This is a genomic window from Nonomuraea ferruginea (assembly GCF_039540635.1).
Taxonomy (GTDB): domain Bacteria; phylum Actinomycetota; class Actinomycetes; order Streptosporangiales; family Streptosporangiaceae; genus Nonomuraea; species Nonomuraea ferruginea.
Genome location: NZ_BAABFD010000010.1, coordinates 196,826 through 214,051, shown reverse-complemented (window position 1 = coordinate 214,051; position 17,226 = coordinate 196,826). Strand labels below are relative to the sequence as shown.

Below are 17,226 nucleotides of genomic sequence, written 5' to 3'. Positions count from 1 at the left end.
GGGGGTCACCTCCGGGAGTCGGCGAGTCCGGCGAGGGCACGGACCGCCAGGTACGACACGTGGCGCTCGGTCCCGGCACGCAGCCCCAGCCGGTTGTGGAACAGGTGGACGCAGCGCATCAGGATCAGCGACACCGTGCGCCGCTCCAGCGGCGCGGCCAGGGCGAGCAGCGCGTGCGGCGAGCCCGAGTCCCGCGGCGCGCACCGGCCGGCGGCGTGCAGGGCGCCGAGGTCGTCGCGGAGCGCGCGCATCGACGCCGCCCACGAGGCCAGCAGGTCGCCGCCGGAGCCGGGCGCGTCCCACAGCCTGCGCGTCTGGGCGAGGAGGGCGCCTTCGCGGCGCCGCCAATCCTCCTCGCCCACGGACTCCCCGCCCATCTCTCGCGCCTGGCGGGCGGCGGTGGCGAGGCGGTGGGCGGCGGCGGGCAGGTCCGGCTCGCACGCGGCGGCTGCGACGGTGAGCGCGGCCAGCCCGATCGCCGCGCGCCGGGCCATTTCGGTACCGGCGCGCAGCACGTCCAGGGCGAGCCGGCTCGACTCCGCGAAGTGCCGTTCGGCGGCGGCGACGCAGGCGGCGTCCCCGTACGCCTCGTATTCCGGCCGGTAGCCGATGAACGCCACCGAGCCGGCGGGACGCAGCCGCTCGTCGTAGGACGTGCGCCGCTCGCCCGCGGCCATGGCGGCCGCGAACGCGCGGTAGGCCGCCGCGTCGACCGGCGGCGACGGGTGGGCGGCGAAGTGCGCCGCCGCCCGCTCGCGCACCAGGTCATGGACGCGCGACGCCCGCGCCGGGTCCGGCACCTCCAGCCGCAGCCGCACGTGCTGACCGCCCTCCCAGTAGCGCAGGAAGAACGCGCGGCGCACGGTGCCGTCCGCTGCCAGTTCCCGCGTCACCGGGTCCACCACGTCGTTGATCAGCGGGTCGAGGTCGCCGGAATGGAACAGGTGCGCGCCGATCCAGCGGCTGTCGGCGTCCGTCATCGGCCCGGCCGCGCGGAGAGCTGGACGACGTACTCGGTGACCCGGCGGCCGGTGCCGTAGCGGGGCGCTTGGGAGGGATCGGGCAGGGCCTCCTCGATCACCAGCAGCGCGCCGGGGTCGCGCAGCGCGCGCAGGAACCCGTTCAGCAGCAGCATGTCGGTGACGTCCACGTACATCGGCTTGCGGTCCTTGCTCAGCAGCCCCACCAGCAGGCCGTCCCGCAGGTCCACCACCCGGGCGAAGAACCGGCGGGGCACCTCGTGCAGCGCCAGCCACTCGGCGAGCCTGGGCAGGTACGAGGCCTCGCCCTCGCCCTTGGCCGGCACCGGGAAGGTGCCTGCCCGGAGCCGCCACACCGCCCGGGCGAACGTCACCCGCCCGAGGTCCATCCGCGGCCACCGTTCCACCTCGCCCTCGCCCGGCACCTCGCTCCGGGTGCGGAACACCCAGCCGGGCACCATCGCCGTGGACGGCTCCCCGAACGTCCGCACCAGGAACTGCAACCACGGCGGCAGCCAGTACTGGGCGGTCATGCCCAGGTGGACCGGCCGGACCGGGCGGCCCGCGCCGTCGAACAGGGTCAGCCTGTCGCATCCGGGGTCGTAGCCGACGGTGAGCTCCGCCGGCGAGACGCGCGGGAGGTGCGCGTCCGGGGCGGTGAAGGGGTGGTCGAGGGCGAGGTCGGCCGCGGCCGGACGGGCGTTGAGGCCGCCGCCGACGAGTCCGCGGCACTCGGCCACCAGGACGTCGCCCTGCGCGGCGCGGAGTTCGCCGGCGGGCGGCGCCTCACCGCCGGCGAGGACGACCAGCCGGTGCAGCCGCGACAGGCCGCGCCCGTACCCGGCGGAGATGGAGTTGACGACCGCGCGCAGGGCGCCCGGTCCCGGCACGGCCTGCAGGTAGCAGCAGATCGACCCGGGGGGCCGGACGAAACTCGGCCAGTCGCCGGCCATCTCGGCCAGGCGGGCGGCCGTGAGGTCGACCACCGGCCCCGGCTCCCGCGCGCCGGTCTGTTCCCAGAAGCTCCGCCGCAGTCCGGTGAGCTGTACCAAGCCGGGCGGCGGCTCGGCGTCCGGCACCTCACGCGTGCCCGCCACCGGGTCGCGCAGCATGCCGCGCAGCAGCGCTCCGCTCCCGCCCGGCGCCTCCTGGTGTATCTCGCGGTAGAACGTCAGTGCGGGGATCCGGCCGCCGGGGCCGTGCCGGTCCAGGAAGAACGCGGCGGCGGCGATCTTGACGGGCAGGTCGGGGTCGAACAGGCCGAGCAGCCCGCGCAGCGCGTCGAGGTCGTCGCACACGTCGCGCCAGGCCGGCGCGCTCAGCCGTCCCGCGACGCCGGGAATGACGGCGCTGTGCCAGAGCAGGTTCTTGTCCGGCAGCGACGGTCCCGGCGGCAGCACTTCCCGCAGCGCTTCCCGTACGACCGCGGACGCCTTCTCGTCGCCGGGCCTGGTGACGCCGTCGCGCAGGGCGGCAGCGACCCGGCCGACAGCTCGCGTGTACGGCGCCGGGCCGTCCTCCGCCAGCCACGACGCCAGCCGGCCCACCGGGTCGTGGCCTTGCTCGTCGTACGGCGCGACGAACTCCAGCAGCCCCGCGTCGGCCAGCGGCTCGATCCCGGGGGCGGCGGCCAGGGTGGGGCAGGGGTGCCCGCGCACCCAGTCGAGGGCCTCCCGCACCGCCGGGCTCGACGGCACCGCGGACAGCGGCTCGCCGTGACCGGCTCCGAGGAACCAGATCCGGTCGCCGTCGTCGGCCGCGGTCGGGTTGACGCGGAGCCGGGCGCGCTCCCGTACGCGCCGATGCCGGGTGAGCGCCGCCCACAGCGGGCGCAGGACCGCCCGATCCAGCTCGACCACCAGGTGCCAGGCGGGTTCGCCACCGGTCGCCGGCGCGGGGCCGTCCGCCTCCCACCGGCCCAGGCCGCTGAGCGTGAACGTGGCGTACGGGCTGGTCTTGACGGTCGCCCGGGCGAGATAGCGGGCCAGCCGCAGCAGCTCCTGCCGTTCCGGCCGGCGGTCGGCGGGGCCGGCGAGCCAGGCGTCGAGGCGTCCGGCCAGCACCGGGCTGCCCTGGGCCAGGCCGTGCCGGAAACCGGCGTCGGACACCGCCTCGCGGAGCAGCGCCGTCTTCTCCCGCGACTCCTCTGCCAGGGCGGCGGGCAGCGCCGCGCGCAACTCGTCCGCGCGGCGCCGCAGGGCGGTCCACGCGCCGACGCGGGCGGTCAGGTCGGCGGGGAGGGCCGCCAGCGCGTCGGCGGTCGCGGCCCCGCCGCTCAGGCGGCGTCCGGAGAACACCGCGCGCCGTAGCGCCACCAGCCCGGACCGGGCCGGACCGGGCGCGGTGCCGCCGATCACGTCGTGCAGCGGATCGGACAGGTCCGCGCCCTCCCGCCGCAACCAGGCGGAGACGTTCACCAGCTCGTCCACCAGCCGCCACGTCCGGGTGCAGCGCATCCGGTCCAGCCCGGCCACCGGCAGCGCCGCGACGCGGACAGCGAGGACGGGCGAGACGGCATAATCGGGATCAGCGAGCCTTGCCAGGTCGCCGTCCCCGGTGACGGGGACGGTGTGCGTCACATCGGTCAATCGAACGCGCTCCTCGTGAGGGTTCGCCAGGGGCCGAGGGCGCCCACGGCACGGGCGCCCTCGGCCCTGCTCGTCATACCGGTGACCCGGGGGTCACCGGCGGGCCGACGCCTCCGGCGTCACGCCTCCGGAGCCCAGCAGCTGGTGGCCGTCAGGTAGGACGAGCAGTAGCCCAAGGCGGAGGAGGCGCCGGTCTCGATGGCGCCGTGGCCCTCCACCACGAGGGAGTCGGCCGACACGACCTCAATGGAGTCGACGTCCAGGCCGCGCAGGTCGAGCTTGAGGTTCTCAGCGGACATGTGCTTCTCCTTCTGATTCCGATCAAAGGTGATCTGTACGGGTCAGGCTCTCGTCGGAGCGGGGCATCACCTCCTCGTGCACAACGGCCGGCATGGGGCGGGCCACCAGGGGCCCGCCGGTCGGGGGAGTGCCCAGCAGCAGGAAGGACAGGCTCCGCAAGGGGGTTCCGGCGAGGCCGAGCACCTCGTCGGTGGTCTCGTTGGCGCCGTCGGAGTGGATGCGCGCGGCCAGGCCCAGCGCGGTGGCGGCCAGCGTGGCCCGCTGGACGACCAGGCCCGCCTCCATCTGTTGCATGCGATACCAGCGGTCCCCGAACAGGCGCGCGCCCGCGACCGGGTCGCCCGCGGGGACCAGCGCGGCGGCGGCCCCGCGCAGCGCCACCCGGGTGTTGGCCAGCAGCCGCCCCGTGGCCACCTCGTCCACCCGCTCGGCGCCGGCCAGCTCGTGGAGCGTCCGCCGGGCCGGGTCGTACCAGTAGGCGCCCCGCGGCAGGCCCTCCACCCGCAAGGCCAGCAGGCACAGCGCGGTCACGGCAGGCCCGCTCTCGGCGCCCGGCAGGTCGGCCGGGTAGCCCTCGCCCGCCGCGGCCAGCACGGCGCCGAGGGCCGCGCCCCTGAGGGGCGCCGGCCGGTAGCCGGCCAGCGGGGACGTGCGGCGAGACGCTCCTGGGCCGGCGCGGATCCCGGTCGCGGGCTCAGGAGCCGGGAAGGCCCGGCCCGCCCGCGCCGGCGGCCGTGGCCGCAGCGCCTCCGCCGGCTCCGGCGAGCCCGTGGGGGAGGCGGCGGAGCAGGCTCGGTGCAGGGCCGCGGCGAGGCCGTCAGGCATGGGCTTGGGCAGCGGCGTGCTCTCGCCGGCCACCGGGCGCTCGATCAGCTCGTGGGCGGACGGGGAGGCGTCCGGGCGCCCCGCACCGCCGGGTGGCAGGGTCAGCGTGAGCACGGCCAGCGCGGCCTCCCGGGCGCCGTCGAGCCCGAGGAGCCGGTCCACCTCACCGTCCGGGAACCGCAGCCAGGCCCGGCACGGCAGCCCCAGCCGCCCGCCGGCGGCCAGCGCCTGGGCGACGAGCACGCCGGTCTCCTGGCAGATGAGGCGGTAGCCGAAGTCGCCGTACTTGAACATCGACCGCCAGAACACGGCGGACAGGACGATCGCCACGTCCGCCGCCGGACCGTCCGCGAGCAGGCCGGCCAGTGCCCCGGTGTGGTCGCCGCCGCGCACGCGCTCCAGCACGTGGTGCACCGGGTCGTAGTGGTACAGGGCGGCCGGCAGGCCGGGCGGGCGCGGCTCGCCCGCGGCCACGTACGCCTCGATCGCGTACAACCCTCCGCCCGACGGCGCCGGCCGGCCGGTGAGGAGCATGGGCGGCCGCCCCGCGGGTTCGCCGCCGTCGTCGAGCTGATGGCACCAGACGAGCCTGGTCATGCCGAGCAGGTCCCGCAGCAGCTCGCCGATCCGGCCGAGGGCCGAGCCGTCGCCGGACTCCCAGGGGAGCCGCGTCCGTACGGCGTCCGGGTAGCGCTTGTGCCTGGTCGGCGCGCCGCCCCAGTCGATGGACAGCGGGCCCCGGTTCCGCATCGCGGCCAGGTAGCGGCGGGTGGCCGCGCCGGCCTCGCTCGCCGCCGTGGTCGGGTGCATACGGGTGCGCCTCGCTTCCTTCGTCGTGCCGGTGGTGACCGGGGTCAGGGGAACGGATGAGGATAGGGATTCAGCTCTTCGGGCCCCAGGTCGCGGTCCCGGTGACCGAGGAGCCGCGGCAGGCTCAGCAACCGCGGCAGGCCGTGGACGCGCCGGTAGCGGTGACCGAACGTCATGGGCGCCGTACCCGGCACGATCACCTTCGCGGCGGACATGCCGCACGCCTTCGCCTCGGGCGAGGTGATGTCGACGGCGATCACGTCGAGGCCGCCGGCCAGGAAGCGTCCCGCCAGCTCGGCCACGTCCGCGCGGAGGTCGTCGTGCGCGGGCCACCCCGCACGGGCCGTCACCTCGGCGACGGTCAGCGTGGGCCCGTCCAGCGGCAGGAAGCCCAGCCGGTCGAACGCGTCCGGGTGGGCGTAGGCCAGGGGATGGTGCTCCAGCAGCCGCACCTCCTCGGGGTCGGCCGCCAGCCGGGCCGACGACGCCGGGTCGTAGCGGTCGATGTGGCCTGCCAGCATCGGGCCCAGGTCCTCCAGCGCCCGGCGGAGCGCCCGCTGCGGCACCAGGTGGGAGGCGGAGCCGCACAGCACGCGCGGCCGGTCCGGCCGGTCCAGCGCGTCGACGGCCATCACCCAGAACACCGGCACCCGCTGCTCCATCAGCGCGGCGAGCGCGTGCACGTCGTAGCCGAGCCGGTCGCGTACCCGCTGGGCGAGCATCGGGATGCGGCGGTCGGAGGCCGAGCCGAGGTCCACCCGCGGAATGGGCATCCGGGCATACCAGGTGGCCAGGGCCGCGTCCCGCTCGGCCACCTCCAGCAGGCCGTACAGGATCGCCTCGGCCGGGTGGCCGCCCAGGGCACAGCCGTTGGAGCACTCGTAGGCGAATCCGAGGTCGTCCGCCGGGCGGGGACCGAAGAAGGCGTAGCTCTCCGGCACCAGCACCGGCGCGTCCCGTGCGAACGAGTACGCCCACACCCACGAGGTGGGCCGATCCGGACGGAAGCGGGTGAACAGAAAGCCGGGCCGGTCGTACCAGTCGTCCGGGTAGAGGCCCAGCGTGCGGGGGTCGAGCGCGTCGCCGGCGATGTCGTCGTAGGCGGCGCGCACGACGGTCCGCCGGCCGCGCGGGGCGATGCCGGCGATCCGTTCCAGCGCCTCGGCGACGGCGGTGGCCCGCGCGGACGCGAAGTCGCCGCTGCGGCCGTAGCCGTGGTGGCTCTCGTGCTCGGTGCGAGCCGGGCTGAGCCGCGCCACCGCGAGCGGGCCGCCGCCGCGCTCCTGCGCGACCAGAGCCTGCACGATGCCGGTCTCCGGGTCGACGAACCGCTGTTCCCACTCCGCCGCCCGGTGGCCGATGCCGCTGACCCGGAAGGTCGCGGGGTCCGGCTTGGGCGCGGGACGGGGGACGTACCGAGCCGCGTGCGGTCCGTCGTCGGGCCGCACGCCGCAGTCGGGGCAGAACGGGTCGGGAAGGAACGGGTGGTGGCGTACTTCGGCGTTCGGCAGGCGGACCTTCAGCAGCGCGCCGGCGGTCCGCGCGGAACCGGGGTCACGCCGCAGCCGGCGCACCTCGTCGGCGACCAGCGCGGCGACGGCGCGCGTGACGAGCGGTGTGAGCAGCGCGCTGGGCCGGGAGCCGAGGTCCGCGCCCCACCGGGCGCGCAGCCTGTCGCGAGCCACCGCGTCCGGCCGGTTGCCCGCGCGTCTCCGTTCCACACAGGTCGGGCAGCCGGGCAGGGGCGGGCGCGCGGCCGGGCCCACCAGCGCCCAGCCCGCCTCCACGCGCACCGGCAGCCACGACGCGCCGCTCTCGGCCGCGCGTCGCGCCACTCCCGGGTACGGCCGCGCGTCGTCGGCGTCGCTCGCGACCACGATCACGGGACCGGTGGCCGAGGCGAGGGCCGCGCGGATGGCCGCGTACAGGCGGCCCTCACCCAGCACGGTCACCGGGTCCGCGTACGCGGTGACGGCGGCCTCAGTCATCGAGCAGCGCGACGTGGGTGACGAAGGGGAGCAGCCGGGCGGCCTCGGGGTCGCCGTCGAGTGGCACCGCCACCGGCGTCTTGCCCAGGCGGCGCAGTCCCCGGGCCATCCTCCGTACGGCCTCGGAGGGGTCGCCGTCCGGCGGCCAGAAGGGACGGGCCTCGGCGTACGCGGGCTGCCCGGCGGTCCGCGACTGCCAGCGGAGCAGCAGCCGCTCCAGGCCGTCGCGCAGCGCCGCCGGGGCGGTGGCGGCGACGGACACGATCGGGTCCTGGCCGGGGACGGTGAGGGAGATCGCGGGCACGCCGAGAACGGCCGTGTGATCGCTCACCTCCGGCGTTTCACCAGCCAGGACGAGCTGGCGCAGCAACGCCTCCGCGACCGGATCTTCCGTGGGACCCACCGGCGCGCCCCTCCCGCCCGCCTCCAGAGTGCCCGCCAGCAGGTGCTCGCATCGGGCTCGCAGACCGGCGGACAGCGCCTCCGGCCAGCTCAGCCCGGCACCGGTGCCCACCGGAGGGCACGGCGTGCCGAAACCGGTGAGCCGGAGATCGGATACCGGCACGGGACGAGGCCGGCCCTCCGGCAGTTCCACAGGCCGGCCCTCCGGCAGTTCCACGCCCCATATCGTCGCTTCCGGGTCGGCACTCGGGTCGACGGTGAGCAGACCGTACGTGGCGAGTGCGGCGAGCAGGCAGCGGAGCCGGGCCGTCCGCTGGTCCGGTCCCCAGCCGAACACCTGCGGAGGCGGCGCCCAGCCGGGCAGCGCCCCGAACGGGTCCGAGACGGTCGCCCCGCACACCGCCAGCGGGGACTGGGCCAGCGCCTGCTCGTCCAGCATGCCGAGGAGGCCCAGGCGCGAGTCGACCAGCTCGGGGGTGCGGCCGAGCAGGCTCTCCGCCTCGATCGGCGTGGCCGTCGCCAGCTCCGCGGCCCGGTCCCGGATCGCCTCCGGGCCTCCGCCAGGACGGGTGCCCGCACGTGGACGGGCCAGGAACCGGTGCGGGAGCGTGTCGAGATTGCGCAGGTCGACCCGGGTGAGCAGGCGCTCCCGGTCCGTGTCGAGCCCGGTCACCTGGGAGAAGCAGGCGAGCGCCAGCATGGCGGCGACGACCTTCGGCACCGGTCCTGTCAGCCAGTCCTCGTTCGACGGCGCCGGGGCCGCGGCGGGCAGTGCGGCCAGCCGGTGCCAACCGGACTCCGCGGCGGTCACCGAGGGCCGTCCCACCCTGCTGAGCCAGACCTCCGCAGGACCGGCGAGAGCCTGGCCCAGCACGACGTCGCCCGCCTCGGCCAGACGGGCCGTCGCCACCAGGTCGTCGAGGTCCGCGCTGACCTGGAGCACGACGTCGGCGTCCCCGGCGACGGCCCGGACGAGCGCGTCGCCGGCGGGAGAGAGCGTCCGGATCTCCTGGCGGGGATCGCGCCGGACGGCCTCGGCCGCCCGGCCGGCCGCCGTGGCCTCGGGACAGATCACGGCGACGTACCGCCACCCTGAACCGACACACGCCTCCACCAGCGCCTCCAGCAGCGGGCCCGCCCCGGCCAGCACCAGGCGGGCGCTGCGGATCCGCTCGAATCGCGCCTCCGGCGAATCCAGGGCGTAACCGATGAAGGCGATCTCTTCCGCGTACGCGCGCAGCTCCGCGCCGGTCAGTCCGTGTGGGCGCGCCTGCCGGTCATCCACCACGAACCGGTGTTCGGCGAGCCGGCCCACGAGGCTCTCGACCATGGCCTGCTTGTCGGCGGAGAGGTTCGACGTGAGCTCGTCCAGGGTGTGCCGGCCGGTCAGCGCGGGCGCCAGCCTGCCGAGCCAGGCGTACGCGTGCCGTCCGCGTAGCGTGCACGCACCGTAGTCACTGTGCACGTAGGCCCCGTCGGGGCATTCGACGAACCGGACGTCGTCGCGTAGTCGTGGTCTCATCGCCGCATCAGTGTTTGGGAGCGCTCCCATGAGCGAAATGCTACGAACTGACGTCCTATATGTAAACCCGAAATCGGCCCTATCATGCAGCGCCCATCGTGGCTATAATCACGGGATTCTCGCATATTTATAACGGAATGCTCACATTCAGTGATGGGAACCCGCGTTCCTCGCCATTTCGTCGGCATGGAGCGCACCGCGTTCCGCGAGGCGTCCCGTCCCTTGACGGATCAGCGTCGTCCGCCCTGGACAGGTCATACCGGGGTGCCTTGAGCCGGCCGTTCCCGGCTCGGTTACTCTCGGCGCGTCGCTCTGCGATCAGGGCAGAGCGCGACCGGACTCGGGAGATGCCGACGTATGCATGAGCCATCGGAGCGGACTGACGGATCACCCGTCCGGATCGGCGCGCTCGCCCCGCTGACCCGGCCCGGCTGGACCGAGGCGGGCCGGCACCTGCTCGCCGGACTCGAACTGGCCGCCCGCGAGGTCAACGATGCCGGCGGGATCGCGGGAAGGCCGCTCGAACTGCTGGTACGAGACACCGCCGCTGATCCCCACAGGGCGGAGGCGGCCGTGGAAGAGCTGGCCCGCCTGGGCGTGGCCGCCGTGGCGGGGGAGTACCACAGCGTCGTCGCCCGCGCCGCCGCCGCCCAGGCCGACGCACTCGGCGTGCCGTACCTCTGCTCGTCAGCGGTCCTCGACGCGCTCACCGAGCAGCCGACGGACCGGGTCGCGCGCCTGGCCCCGGCGCAGTCCCGCGGCTGGCGCATCTACGCGGACTTCCTCCTCAGCGGGGGCCACCGCCGCGTCGCCGTGGCGGCCGAGCCGAGTGTCTACTGGGCCTCCGGGACCCGCATCCTGCGGGACCACCTCGCCGAGCACGGAGGCACCGTCGTCGAGCTCGACGCGCGCGCGGCCGTGTGCGACGAACTCGCCGGCAGTGGTGCGACAGCCCTCCTTCTTCTCGCCGGTTCCCCGGAGCCCGCGGTGTCGATCGTCAAGGCCGTCCGCAGCGACCGGCGCCTCGCCGAGATCATGATCGGCGCTCCGGCCGGGCAGCCGGAGTTCGCCGGCTGGGCCGCGTCGCTGGGCGGCGACGGCGCCGCGATCCCGTTCCTGCGCTACCTGCCCGAACGCCTCGGCCCACTCGGCGCGCGCGTCGGGACGGCCCTGCGTGAACGGCTGGCCGAGGCGCCCTCCTTCGTCGCCTTCGAGGGCTACGACACGGTCACCGTCCTCGCCGAGGTGCTGCGCACGGGCGGATCCTGGTCCAGCGTCGCGGTCGAAGGCACCCGCGGGGAGATCCGGTTCTCCCGCACCCCGGGCATCAGCGTCTGGCAGTGGGCTTGGCCCCCGATCCAGGTCGCCGACCGAGACCCCGCCGAACCCGATCGCTTCCGGATCCTGCACACCGGCTGAAGACCGCCGAGCGTGGCAACACGGCTGGCAAAGACCGGTCATCGAGGTTGTCGAGTCTCCGGGCCCAACGGATAGTCGAGGGTGTCAGGCCTGTCCCCGTACCCCGAGGAGAAGCATGGACGGATCGGCCACCCGCGATCGGCGCCGCACGGGCACGGTGCGGCGCCTCTTATCGGCGACCGTCGGACTCATCGCGATGGTCTTCCTCGTCGCCCCGCCCGCCGGCGCCCTGGCGCTGCCCACCCCCGCGCAGCTGGTCTCGAACCTCGACCTCGAGTGCTTCAAGACCAGCCCCTACCAGCCGCCGGCCGTCGGGCTGGCGCTGCGGCACATCAACCCGGTGCTCGTCGGCCTGCCCATCGAGCAGGTCTCCCTCGGCGCGCGTGACCAGCTCTGCGTCCCGGTCGCCAAGAACGACGTGATCCCGCCGGACGGCGTGCTCGACTTCGTCCGGTACGTCGACCTGTCGTGTTACCGGGTCACCGGGTCCTCGATGGACAAGTCGCTCGTGCTCAGCCATCTCAACCGCGTCCTGAGTGACCTGCCCCGCAAGCAGGTCCTGCTGAACCGGCCGGAGCAGCTGTGCGTCCCGGTCGCCAAGAACGGCGTGCTGCCACCGGCGGAGGTGCTCCGGGTCGTCAGGCACATCGACCTCCTCTGCTACGGCGCCACCCCGAACGTCCCGATGAACAGGCCGCTGGCGCTCCGGCAGCTCAACCCCGTGCTCGTCGGCAAGATCCCGCCGGCCGACGTACGGGTGGGCTACTCGCGCCAGCTCTGCGTGCCGGTGTACAAGGGCGGGGACAACATCCCGCCCGAGGTCATGGATCTCGTCAGATGGATCGACCTGGAGAAGTACGACATCACGGCGCGTGACATGGCGCCCGTCGACCTGACCCTGCGGCACCTCAACCCGGTGCTCGCCCGCCTTCCCGAGGAGAAGGCGACGCTCACCGCCGCGGTCCAGCTCGGCGTCCCCGTCGCCAAGGACGGCCGGATACCGCCCGGCTGAGCGACAGCTGACGAGCCTGCCGGTGGCCCGTGGTTCTCCCATGGGCGCCGGCAGGCTCACGTGTGCTTGCGGCGCCGGTAGTGGCGGGCGACGCGGACGCGGTTGCCGCAGCGGGCCGCCGAGCACCAGCGGCGGCGCGGGTGGGCGGGCAGGAACAGCATGACGCAGTCGGCGGCGTCGCACTGACGGACCGTGGCGACCGCCGGGTCCGCCAGCAGGCCGGCCGCGCCCTCGGCGAGCCACGTCGTCAGGCGCGCGCCGGGGGTGCCGGTGCGGCGGTGGGTGGCCGTGACGGTCTCGCCGTTCCAGGTCAGCTCGCTGATGGCGGGCGCGGCACGCTGAGCCCGGTTGACGGCTTCGAGATCGGTGGCCGGTGGCCGGGTCCCGGCACGCACGTGCTCCAGGGCGCGCGCGATGTGCTCGCGGAGTTCGCGTACGGCGGCCAGGTCGGCGGCGGTGAACTCGGCGGCGAGGAGCTCCCGCGCCTCGGCGAACCGGTCGGCCTGCAGGCCCAGCCAGACGCGCAGGTCGCCGGGCGTGGTCAGCAGGTCGCCGGTGGCCGGGCGGGTGTTGACCAGGTCCAGGGCGAGGGGTTCACCGGTCAGGGGGCCGAGCTCACTCATGCCCTAATGCTACATCCGTACTTTGACACGTTAGATCGCTGATCGCTATAACTAATGTATCTTCTGCGATGAAAGGCATTAGCCATGACGTTCCCCGCGCTCGCCCGCACCGTCCACCGCCACCTCGACGTCGACGGCGTCCGCGTCTTCTACCGCGAGTCGCTGCCCGAGCGGGCCGACGCGCCCGTCCTGCTGCTCCTGCACGGCTTCCCGTCGGCCTCGCACCAGTTCCGCCGCCTCATCGACGTGCTGGGCGCCCGTTACCGGCTGATCGCCCCCGACTACCCCGGCTTCGGGCACACCGAGGCCCCGGCCGGCTTCACCTACTCCTTCGACCGGCTCGCCGACATCACCGAGGGCTTCGTCCGGAAGCTCGGCCTGACCCGCTTCGTGATGTACGTCTTCGACTTCGGCGCACCCGTCGGCTTCCGGCTCGCCGAGCGGCACCCGGAGTGGATCGCGGGCCTCGTCGTGCAGAACGGCAACCTCTATGAGGAGGGCCTGTCCGCCGGGGCCCGCGACTTCATCGCGCTGCGCCCTGACCGGTCCGGCGCCGAGGACACCGTCCGCGACCTGCTCACCCTGCCCGGCACCCGCGGCCAGTACGAGACCGGCGTCGCCGACCCCGAACTCGTCGCACCCGACGGCTGGACCCTCGACCAGCACTTCCTCGACCTGCCCGGCCGCAAGGAGGCCCAGGTCGCGCTCGCCTTCGACTACCACACCAACGTCGAGCGGTACCCCGCCTGGCAGGAGTGGCTGCGCACGCACACCCCGCCCACCCTCATCGCCTGGGGCGCGAACGACCCGTTCTTCCCCGAGCCCGGCGCCCGCGCCTACCTGCGCGACCTGCCCGGCGCGGAACTCCACGTCCTCGACACCGGCCACTTCGCCCTTGAGGACCGCCTGCCGGAGATAGCCCCGCTCGTCGCCGGCTTCCTGGAGCGGGTGTGGGACCGAGGGCCGCGTTGACCACCGGCACCACGCTTCCAGTGGCCGGCTCGCGACGCCCCACTATGATCGGCGGCATGGCGCTGCGACTCATCCAGGTGAACTTCAAGGCCCGGGACGACTCGGCGCTCGGCCGGTTCTGGGCCGAGGCGCTCGGCTGGAACGTCTCCAGCGAGGCGCCCGGCGTGACCAACCTCGAACCCGAGGGCTTCGCCTGGCCGGACCCCGACGCCTTCTACGTCGACCTCGTCACCGTCCCGGACCCCGAGACGGTGAAGTACCGCGTACACCTCGACCTCGCCACCACCTCCGCCGCCCACCAGGCCGAGCTGGTCGCGCGCCTGCAGGAGCTCGGCGCGACGCCCGCCGACGTGGGTCAGGGCGACGTCCCGTGGACAGTCCTGGCCGACCCGGAGGGCAACGTGTTCTGCGTGCTGGAGCCCCGGGAGATCTACCGGGACACCGGGCCGATCGCCGCGGTGGTGGTCGACTGCGAGGATCCGCGCGCCATGGCCCGGTTCTGGGACGAGGCGCTGGACTGGACCCTGCACGAGGTGACCGACGACCACGCGCGGCTGCGCTCCGCCAAGGGCGTCGGCCCGTACCTGGAGTTCCTCCGTACGCCCGGCGCGACGACCGGGCGCAACCGCATCCACCTCGACCTGCTGCCGCACCCCGTCGAAGACCAGGAAGCGGAGGTGGCCCGGCTCAAAATTCTGGGCGCCACCGCCGCCGACGTCGGCCAGGGCGACGCCCCATGGAAGGTCCTGGCCGACCCGGAGGGCAACGAGTTCTGCGTCCTCGGCCGGGGCTGACGCGGGAGCCCTTTCATCGGCGCCTCACCCGTCCGCACCGGCGAGCGTCGCCGGACCGAGGACGCTCGCCCTGGTCGGGTCCCGGACGTGAGCCGCCAGATCCGGATGGTTCCATCGCGGCTGCCAAGCATCGATTTGTCTCGATGTGGGCGGGATTTTTGCTGCTGTCGTATTCGTGAATGCTTGTGTGCCGTTTTGTAGGGCGTACACGTGAGTAACCATGCGTTCTCGGCTATCCGTTTCGCGTACGAGCAACGTCCGAGCGGTCACTAATCAGCGGTCGAGCACACCGAGATGAGCCGTGTACTGCCCTGCGGACATCGTCGTTACGGACCTTGCGGCTGTCCGGCGGGCCGTTGTAACTTAGCGTGCTTGTGACGATGCAGTTGGCTCGCGCCATGAACGGGGCGGCATGAAAGCGAACGAAACCACCCTTCGCAAGCTCATTCAGGGCGACCAACAATTACTGGTCCCTCTTTATCAGCGCCAATACACCTGGGAACGCCCACAGCTCACTCAGCTGTGGGCCGATATCACCGCCCAGGTCGACGTGCTGGCCGAGCAGCGGCAGGATGCCCCGAGCCACTTCATGGGATCGGTCGTCCTCGCGCCTGGCCCGGAGCTGGCGCCGAGCCGCTCTCAGTGGATCATCGTGGACGGCCAGCAGCGTCTCACCACCCTGATGCTCGCGCTCTGCGCCATCAGAGATCATCTGATCGCCGAGGAGCCCACCGCTCGCGAGCGGATCAACGAGCTCCACCTGATCAACAAGTTCCAGCAAGGCGAACTGCGTTACCGGCTCCTGCCCACGCAGGGCGACCGAGCGGCGTTCAAAGCGTGTGTGGACGGCACTTCCGAAGGAAAGTCCGACAGTCTGATCGGCAACACCTACCAGTTCTTCCGCAGCATGTTGAAGGAGTTCGACGACCCGGCCGACCCGCATGACATCGCGCGGGTGGAATCGGTGCTGCTGGATCGGCTCAATCTCGTGCAGATCCTGGTGGAGAAGGACGACAACGCGTTCCGTATCTTTGAGTCGATCAACAACACGGGCATGCGGCTCAGCCAGGTGGACCTGATTCGCAACTATGTCTTCATGTGCCTGCCCACCCGCGGCCAGCATGTCTACGACGAATACTGGAAGCCGATCCAGGACCAGTTGGACGCCAAGGCCATGGAACAATTGATGTACCTGGTGCTGGTCCTGCGGGAGGGTGGCGAAGCCCAATACAACGCCGTCTACCGGGGGCATCAGCAGTTGCTTCTGGCACTGTCCGGGGATGAGAGGCGAATCGAGTCGTACGTCCGGGATCTGCACCGTCGCGCGCGGCATCTCAAACAGATCCTCTTCCCCCCGGAGGATTTCCCGTTCGCGGGGCGGCTGCGCTTCCTCAAGGAATGGCAGGCGTCCACGGCCTACCCGCTGGTGATGCGCCTGCTCGAGTTGCGGGAGGACGACTACATCGGCGATGAGGAGGTGGGCGAGGCGCTGGCCTACGTCGAGAGCTTCCTCGTGCGCCGCCTGATCGCCGGGGTCGCCACGGGCAACCTCAACCGCATCTTCCAACGGCTCGCCGTGCAACTGGGCGCCGAGGAGGAAGTCCCGCACGCGGTGCGTGTCGCGCTGTCGCCGGCCAGGCTGTACTGGCCTTCGGATGAGCAGCTGCGGGAGGAGATTCGCAGCCGCGCCTTCTACTGGCAAGGGCGTACGGTTCAGCAGAAGCTGATTCTGCGGCGTATCGAGGAGTCGCTGGGCAGCAAGGAGCGGGTGGACCTGGCCGACAAGCGCATCACCATCGAGCACGTCCTGCCGCAGTCCATGACCACCGACTGGCTGGGCGAGCTCTCCCACGAGGGAGACGACGCCGACCTCCTGCACCGGCAGCTCGTGCACACCCTGGGCAATCTCACGCTCAGCGGCTACAACTCGGAGCTGAGCAACAACTCCTTCGCCGCCAAGCGCAAGCAGCTGGGGCAGAGCGGCCTGGTCATGAACCAGGAGATCGCCGCCTGTGAGCGCTGGGGCAAGGCGGAGATCCTGGCCCGCGCCGACCGGCTCGCGGACCGTGCGATCGCCATATGGCCAGGCCCGGAGGAGTCCGGCCGCGGGAGCGCGGCCTCCCGCGACTGGACACTGCTGCACAGCGCCCTGGCAGTCCTGCCGGCCGCCACCTGGACCTCCTACTCAGATCTCGCCGAGCTGATCGGCTCGCATCCGGTGCCTGTCGGCGTCCATCTGGCAAGCGTCCCCGTGCTCAACGCGCACCGGGTCCTCAGCAGGTCCGGGCAGGTTTCCGAGAACTTCCGCTGGACCGATCCCGACCAGGATCGGGACGTCCACGAGGTGCTGCGTACGGAAGGCATCAGTTTCGACGGTGCGGGACGCGCCTCCGCGGATCAGCACATCACCGCTCGCGAAATCGCCGAACTCCTGGGTCTGCCCATCGCCGCGGATCTCGCCGAATCCGAGGCCGCGGACGATGGGTCCTTGTCGCCAGAAACGCTGACGTCCCTGGAACAGCGCTTCTTGCGTCAGCTCAATGAGGCGAGCGGCCCGCAGGCGGCCGGCGCGGTACAGCGGCTGCTGGAGCACTGGCGCTCACGAGGTGGCGACCTCCAGTACGGCACTTCCGCGAGTGCCTCCTGTGCGCCGGTCATCAAGGTCGGCGGACAGAGCCTGTACGCCATCCGCTTCTATGCCAAGAGCGCCGAGATCCCCTTCGGGCTGCTGCGCAAGCGCAAGCCGTTCGACGACCCCGCGCTGCGTGAGGAACTCCGTCAGCGGCTCAACGACGCACCCGGCGTGGACATACCCGTCGCCAAGCTGGAGCTGTATCCCCCCATCAAGAACACCCAGTTGGCGAACGTCGCCGTGTTCGACGTGGTCGTCGCGGCGCTCGACTGGTTCATGGCCATGGTGAGCGCGTCGGACGAACATGCCGGGGACGCGCCGTAGTCGTCCCCGGCCTCCGTCGGGGCTGCATGACAGAA

At 73.0% G+C, this 17,226-nt stretch carries 12 protein-coding genes; 5 read left to right on the top strand and 7 right to left on the bottom strand.

Translation table 11 applies throughout. The features are described from left to right. Positions 1 to 5: 5 nt before the first annotated feature. From ABD999_RS20440 to ABD999_RS20415, 6 genes are all read right to left on the bottom strand, one after another. The gene (locus tag ABD999_RS20440) at positions 6 to 980 is read right to left on the bottom strand and encodes a lantibiotic dehydratase C-terminal domain-containing protein (RefSeq protein WP_345482838.1); all 975 of its coding nucleotides are present in this window, start codon (positions 978 to 980) and stop codon (positions 6 to 8) included. Beyond that, positions 977 to 3,559, bottom strand: a complete 2,583-nt coding sequence (locus ABD999_RS20435) for a lantibiotic dehydratase (RefSeq protein WP_345482849.1) — start codon at positions 3,557 to 3,559, stop codon at positions 977 to 979. The genes ABD999_RS20440 and ABD999_RS20435 overlap by 4 nt, the downstream gene beginning before the upstream one ends. 128 nt (positions 3,560 to 3,687) lie before the next feature. Next, positions 3,688 to 3,867, bottom strand: a complete 180-nt coding sequence (locus ABD999_RS20430; RefSeq protein WP_148033045.1) for a thiopeptide-type bacteriocin — start codon at positions 3,865 to 3,867, stop codon at positions 3,688 to 3,690. 22 nt (positions 3,868 to 3,889) lie between these two features. Further along, the gene (locus tag ABD999_RS20425) at positions 3,890 to 5,503 is read right to left on the bottom strand and encodes a SagB family peptide dehydrogenase (protein WP_345482837.1); all 1,614 of its coding nucleotides are present in this window, start codon (positions 5,501 to 5,503) and stop codon (positions 3,890 to 3,892) included. A 44-nt stretch (positions 5,504 to 5,547) separates the two neighbouring features. Then, positions 5,548 to 7,491 (bottom strand): TOMM precursor leader peptide-binding protein, encoded by a 1,944-nt coding sequence (locus ABD999_RS20420; RefSeq protein WP_345482836.1) that lies wholly within the window; start codon positions 7,489 to 7,491, stop codon positions 5,548 to 5,550. After that, a complete protein-coding gene (locus ABD999_RS20415; RefSeq protein ID WP_271279583.1) occupies positions 7,484 to 9,415 on the bottom strand; it encodes a hypothetical protein in 1,932 nt (643 codons plus the stop codon). Before ABD999_RS20415 ends, ABD999_RS20420 begins: the two co-directional genes overlap by 8 nt. A 357-nt stretch (positions 9,416 to 9,772) precedes the next feature. Here ABD999_RS20415 and ABD999_RS20410 point away from each other — a divergent pair, with 357 nt between their 5' ends. Together ABD999_RS20410 and ABD999_RS20405 are read left to right on the top strand one after the other, a co-directional pair. Next, positions 9,773 to 10,834, top strand: coding sequence for an ABC transporter substrate-binding protein (locus tag ABD999_RS20410; RefSeq protein WP_271279582.1), 1,062 nt, complete (start codon positions 9,773 to 9,775; stop codon positions 10,832 to 10,834). A gap of 115 nt (positions 10,835 to 10,949) precedes the next feature. Next, positions 10,950 to 11,846 (top strand): hypothetical protein, encoded by an 897-nt coding sequence (locus ABD999_RS20405; protein WP_271279581.1) that lies wholly within the window; start codon positions 10,950 to 10,952, stop codon positions 11,844 to 11,846. Positions 11,847 to 11,902: 56 nt separating this feature from the next. On the opposite strand, the gene ABD999_RS20400 is transcribed toward ABD999_RS20405, so the two are convergent. Then, positions 11,903 to 12,469: a CGNR zinc finger domain-containing protein gene (locus ABD999_RS20400; RefSeq protein WP_271279580.1), complete on the bottom strand. Its 567-nt coding sequence runs from the start codon at positions 12,467 to 12,469 to the stop codon at positions 11,903 to 11,905. Between the two features lie 84 nt (positions 12,470 to 12,553). Between ABD999_RS20400 and ABD999_RS20395 the strand changes: the two genes are divergently transcribed. From ABD999_RS20395 to ABD999_RS20385, 3 genes are all read left to right on the top strand, one after another. Beyond that, a complete protein-coding gene (locus ABD999_RS20395) occupies positions 12,554 to 13,441 on the top strand; it encodes an alpha/beta fold hydrolase (RefSeq protein WP_271279579.1) in 888 nt (295 codons plus the stop codon). 56 nt (positions 13,442 to 13,497) lie between these two features. Next, complete coding sequence (locus ABD999_RS20390) at positions 13,498 to 14,235, top strand: VOC family protein (protein WP_271279578.1); 738 nt, start codon at positions 13,498 to 13,500, stop codon at positions 14,233 to 14,235. Between the two features lie 412 nt (positions 14,236 to 14,647). Beyond that, entirely contained in the window at positions 14,648 to 17,191 is a 2,544-nt protein-coding gene (locus ABD999_RS20385) for a DUF262 domain-containing protein (protein ID WP_271279577.1), read from the top strand. Positions 17,192 to 17,226 lie beyond the last annotated feature (35 nt).

What these genes read in the sequence shown, in the direction of transcription:
- ABD999_RS20440 (WP_345482838.1), bottom strand. Translation starts at nt 980, where the DNA reads ATGACGGACGCCGACAGCCGCTGGATCGGCGCGCACCTGTTCCATTCC.
- ABD999_RS20430 (WP_148033045.1), bottom strand. Translation starts at nt 3,867, where the DNA reads ATGTCCGCTGAGAACCTCAAGCTCGACCTGCGCGGCCTGGACGTCGAC.
- ABD999_RS20425 (WP_345482837.1), bottom strand. Translation starts at nt 5,503, where the DNA reads ATGCACCCGACCACGGCGGCGAGCGAGGCCGGCGCGGCCACCCGCCGC.
- ABD999_RS20420 (WP_345482836.1), bottom strand. Translation starts at nt 7,491, where the DNA reads ATGACTGAGGCCGCCGTCACCGCGTACGCGGACCCGGTGACCGTGCTG.
- ABD999_RS20415 (WP_271279583.1), bottom strand. Translation starts at nt 9,415, where the DNA reads ATGAGACCACGACTACGCGACGACGTCCGGTTCGTCGAATGCCCCGAC.
- ABD999_RS20410 (WP_271279582.1), top strand. Translation starts at nt 9,773, where the DNA reads ATGCATGAGCCATCGGAGCGGACTGACGGATCACCCGTCCGGATCGGC.
- ABD999_RS20405 (WP_271279581.1), top strand. Translation starts at nt 10,950, where the DNA reads ATGGACGGATCGGCCACCCGCGATCGGCGCCGCACGGGCACGGTGCGG.
- ABD999_RS20400 (WP_271279580.1), bottom strand. Translation starts at nt 12,469, where the DNA reads ATGAGTGAGCTCGGCCCCCTGACCGGTGAACCCCTCGCCCTGGACCTG.
- ABD999_RS20395 (WP_271279579.1), top strand. Translation starts at nt 12,554, where the DNA reads ATGACGTTCCCCGCGCTCGCCCGCACCGTCCACCGCCACCTCGACGTC.
- ABD999_RS20390 (WP_271279578.1), top strand. Translation starts at nt 13,498, where the DNA reads ATGGCGCTGCGACTCATCCAGGTGAACTTCAAGGCCCGGGACGACTCG.
- ABD999_RS20385 (WP_271279577.1), top strand. Translation starts at nt 14,648, where the DNA reads ATGAAAGCGAACGAAACCACCCTTCGCAAGCTCATTCAGGGCGACCAA.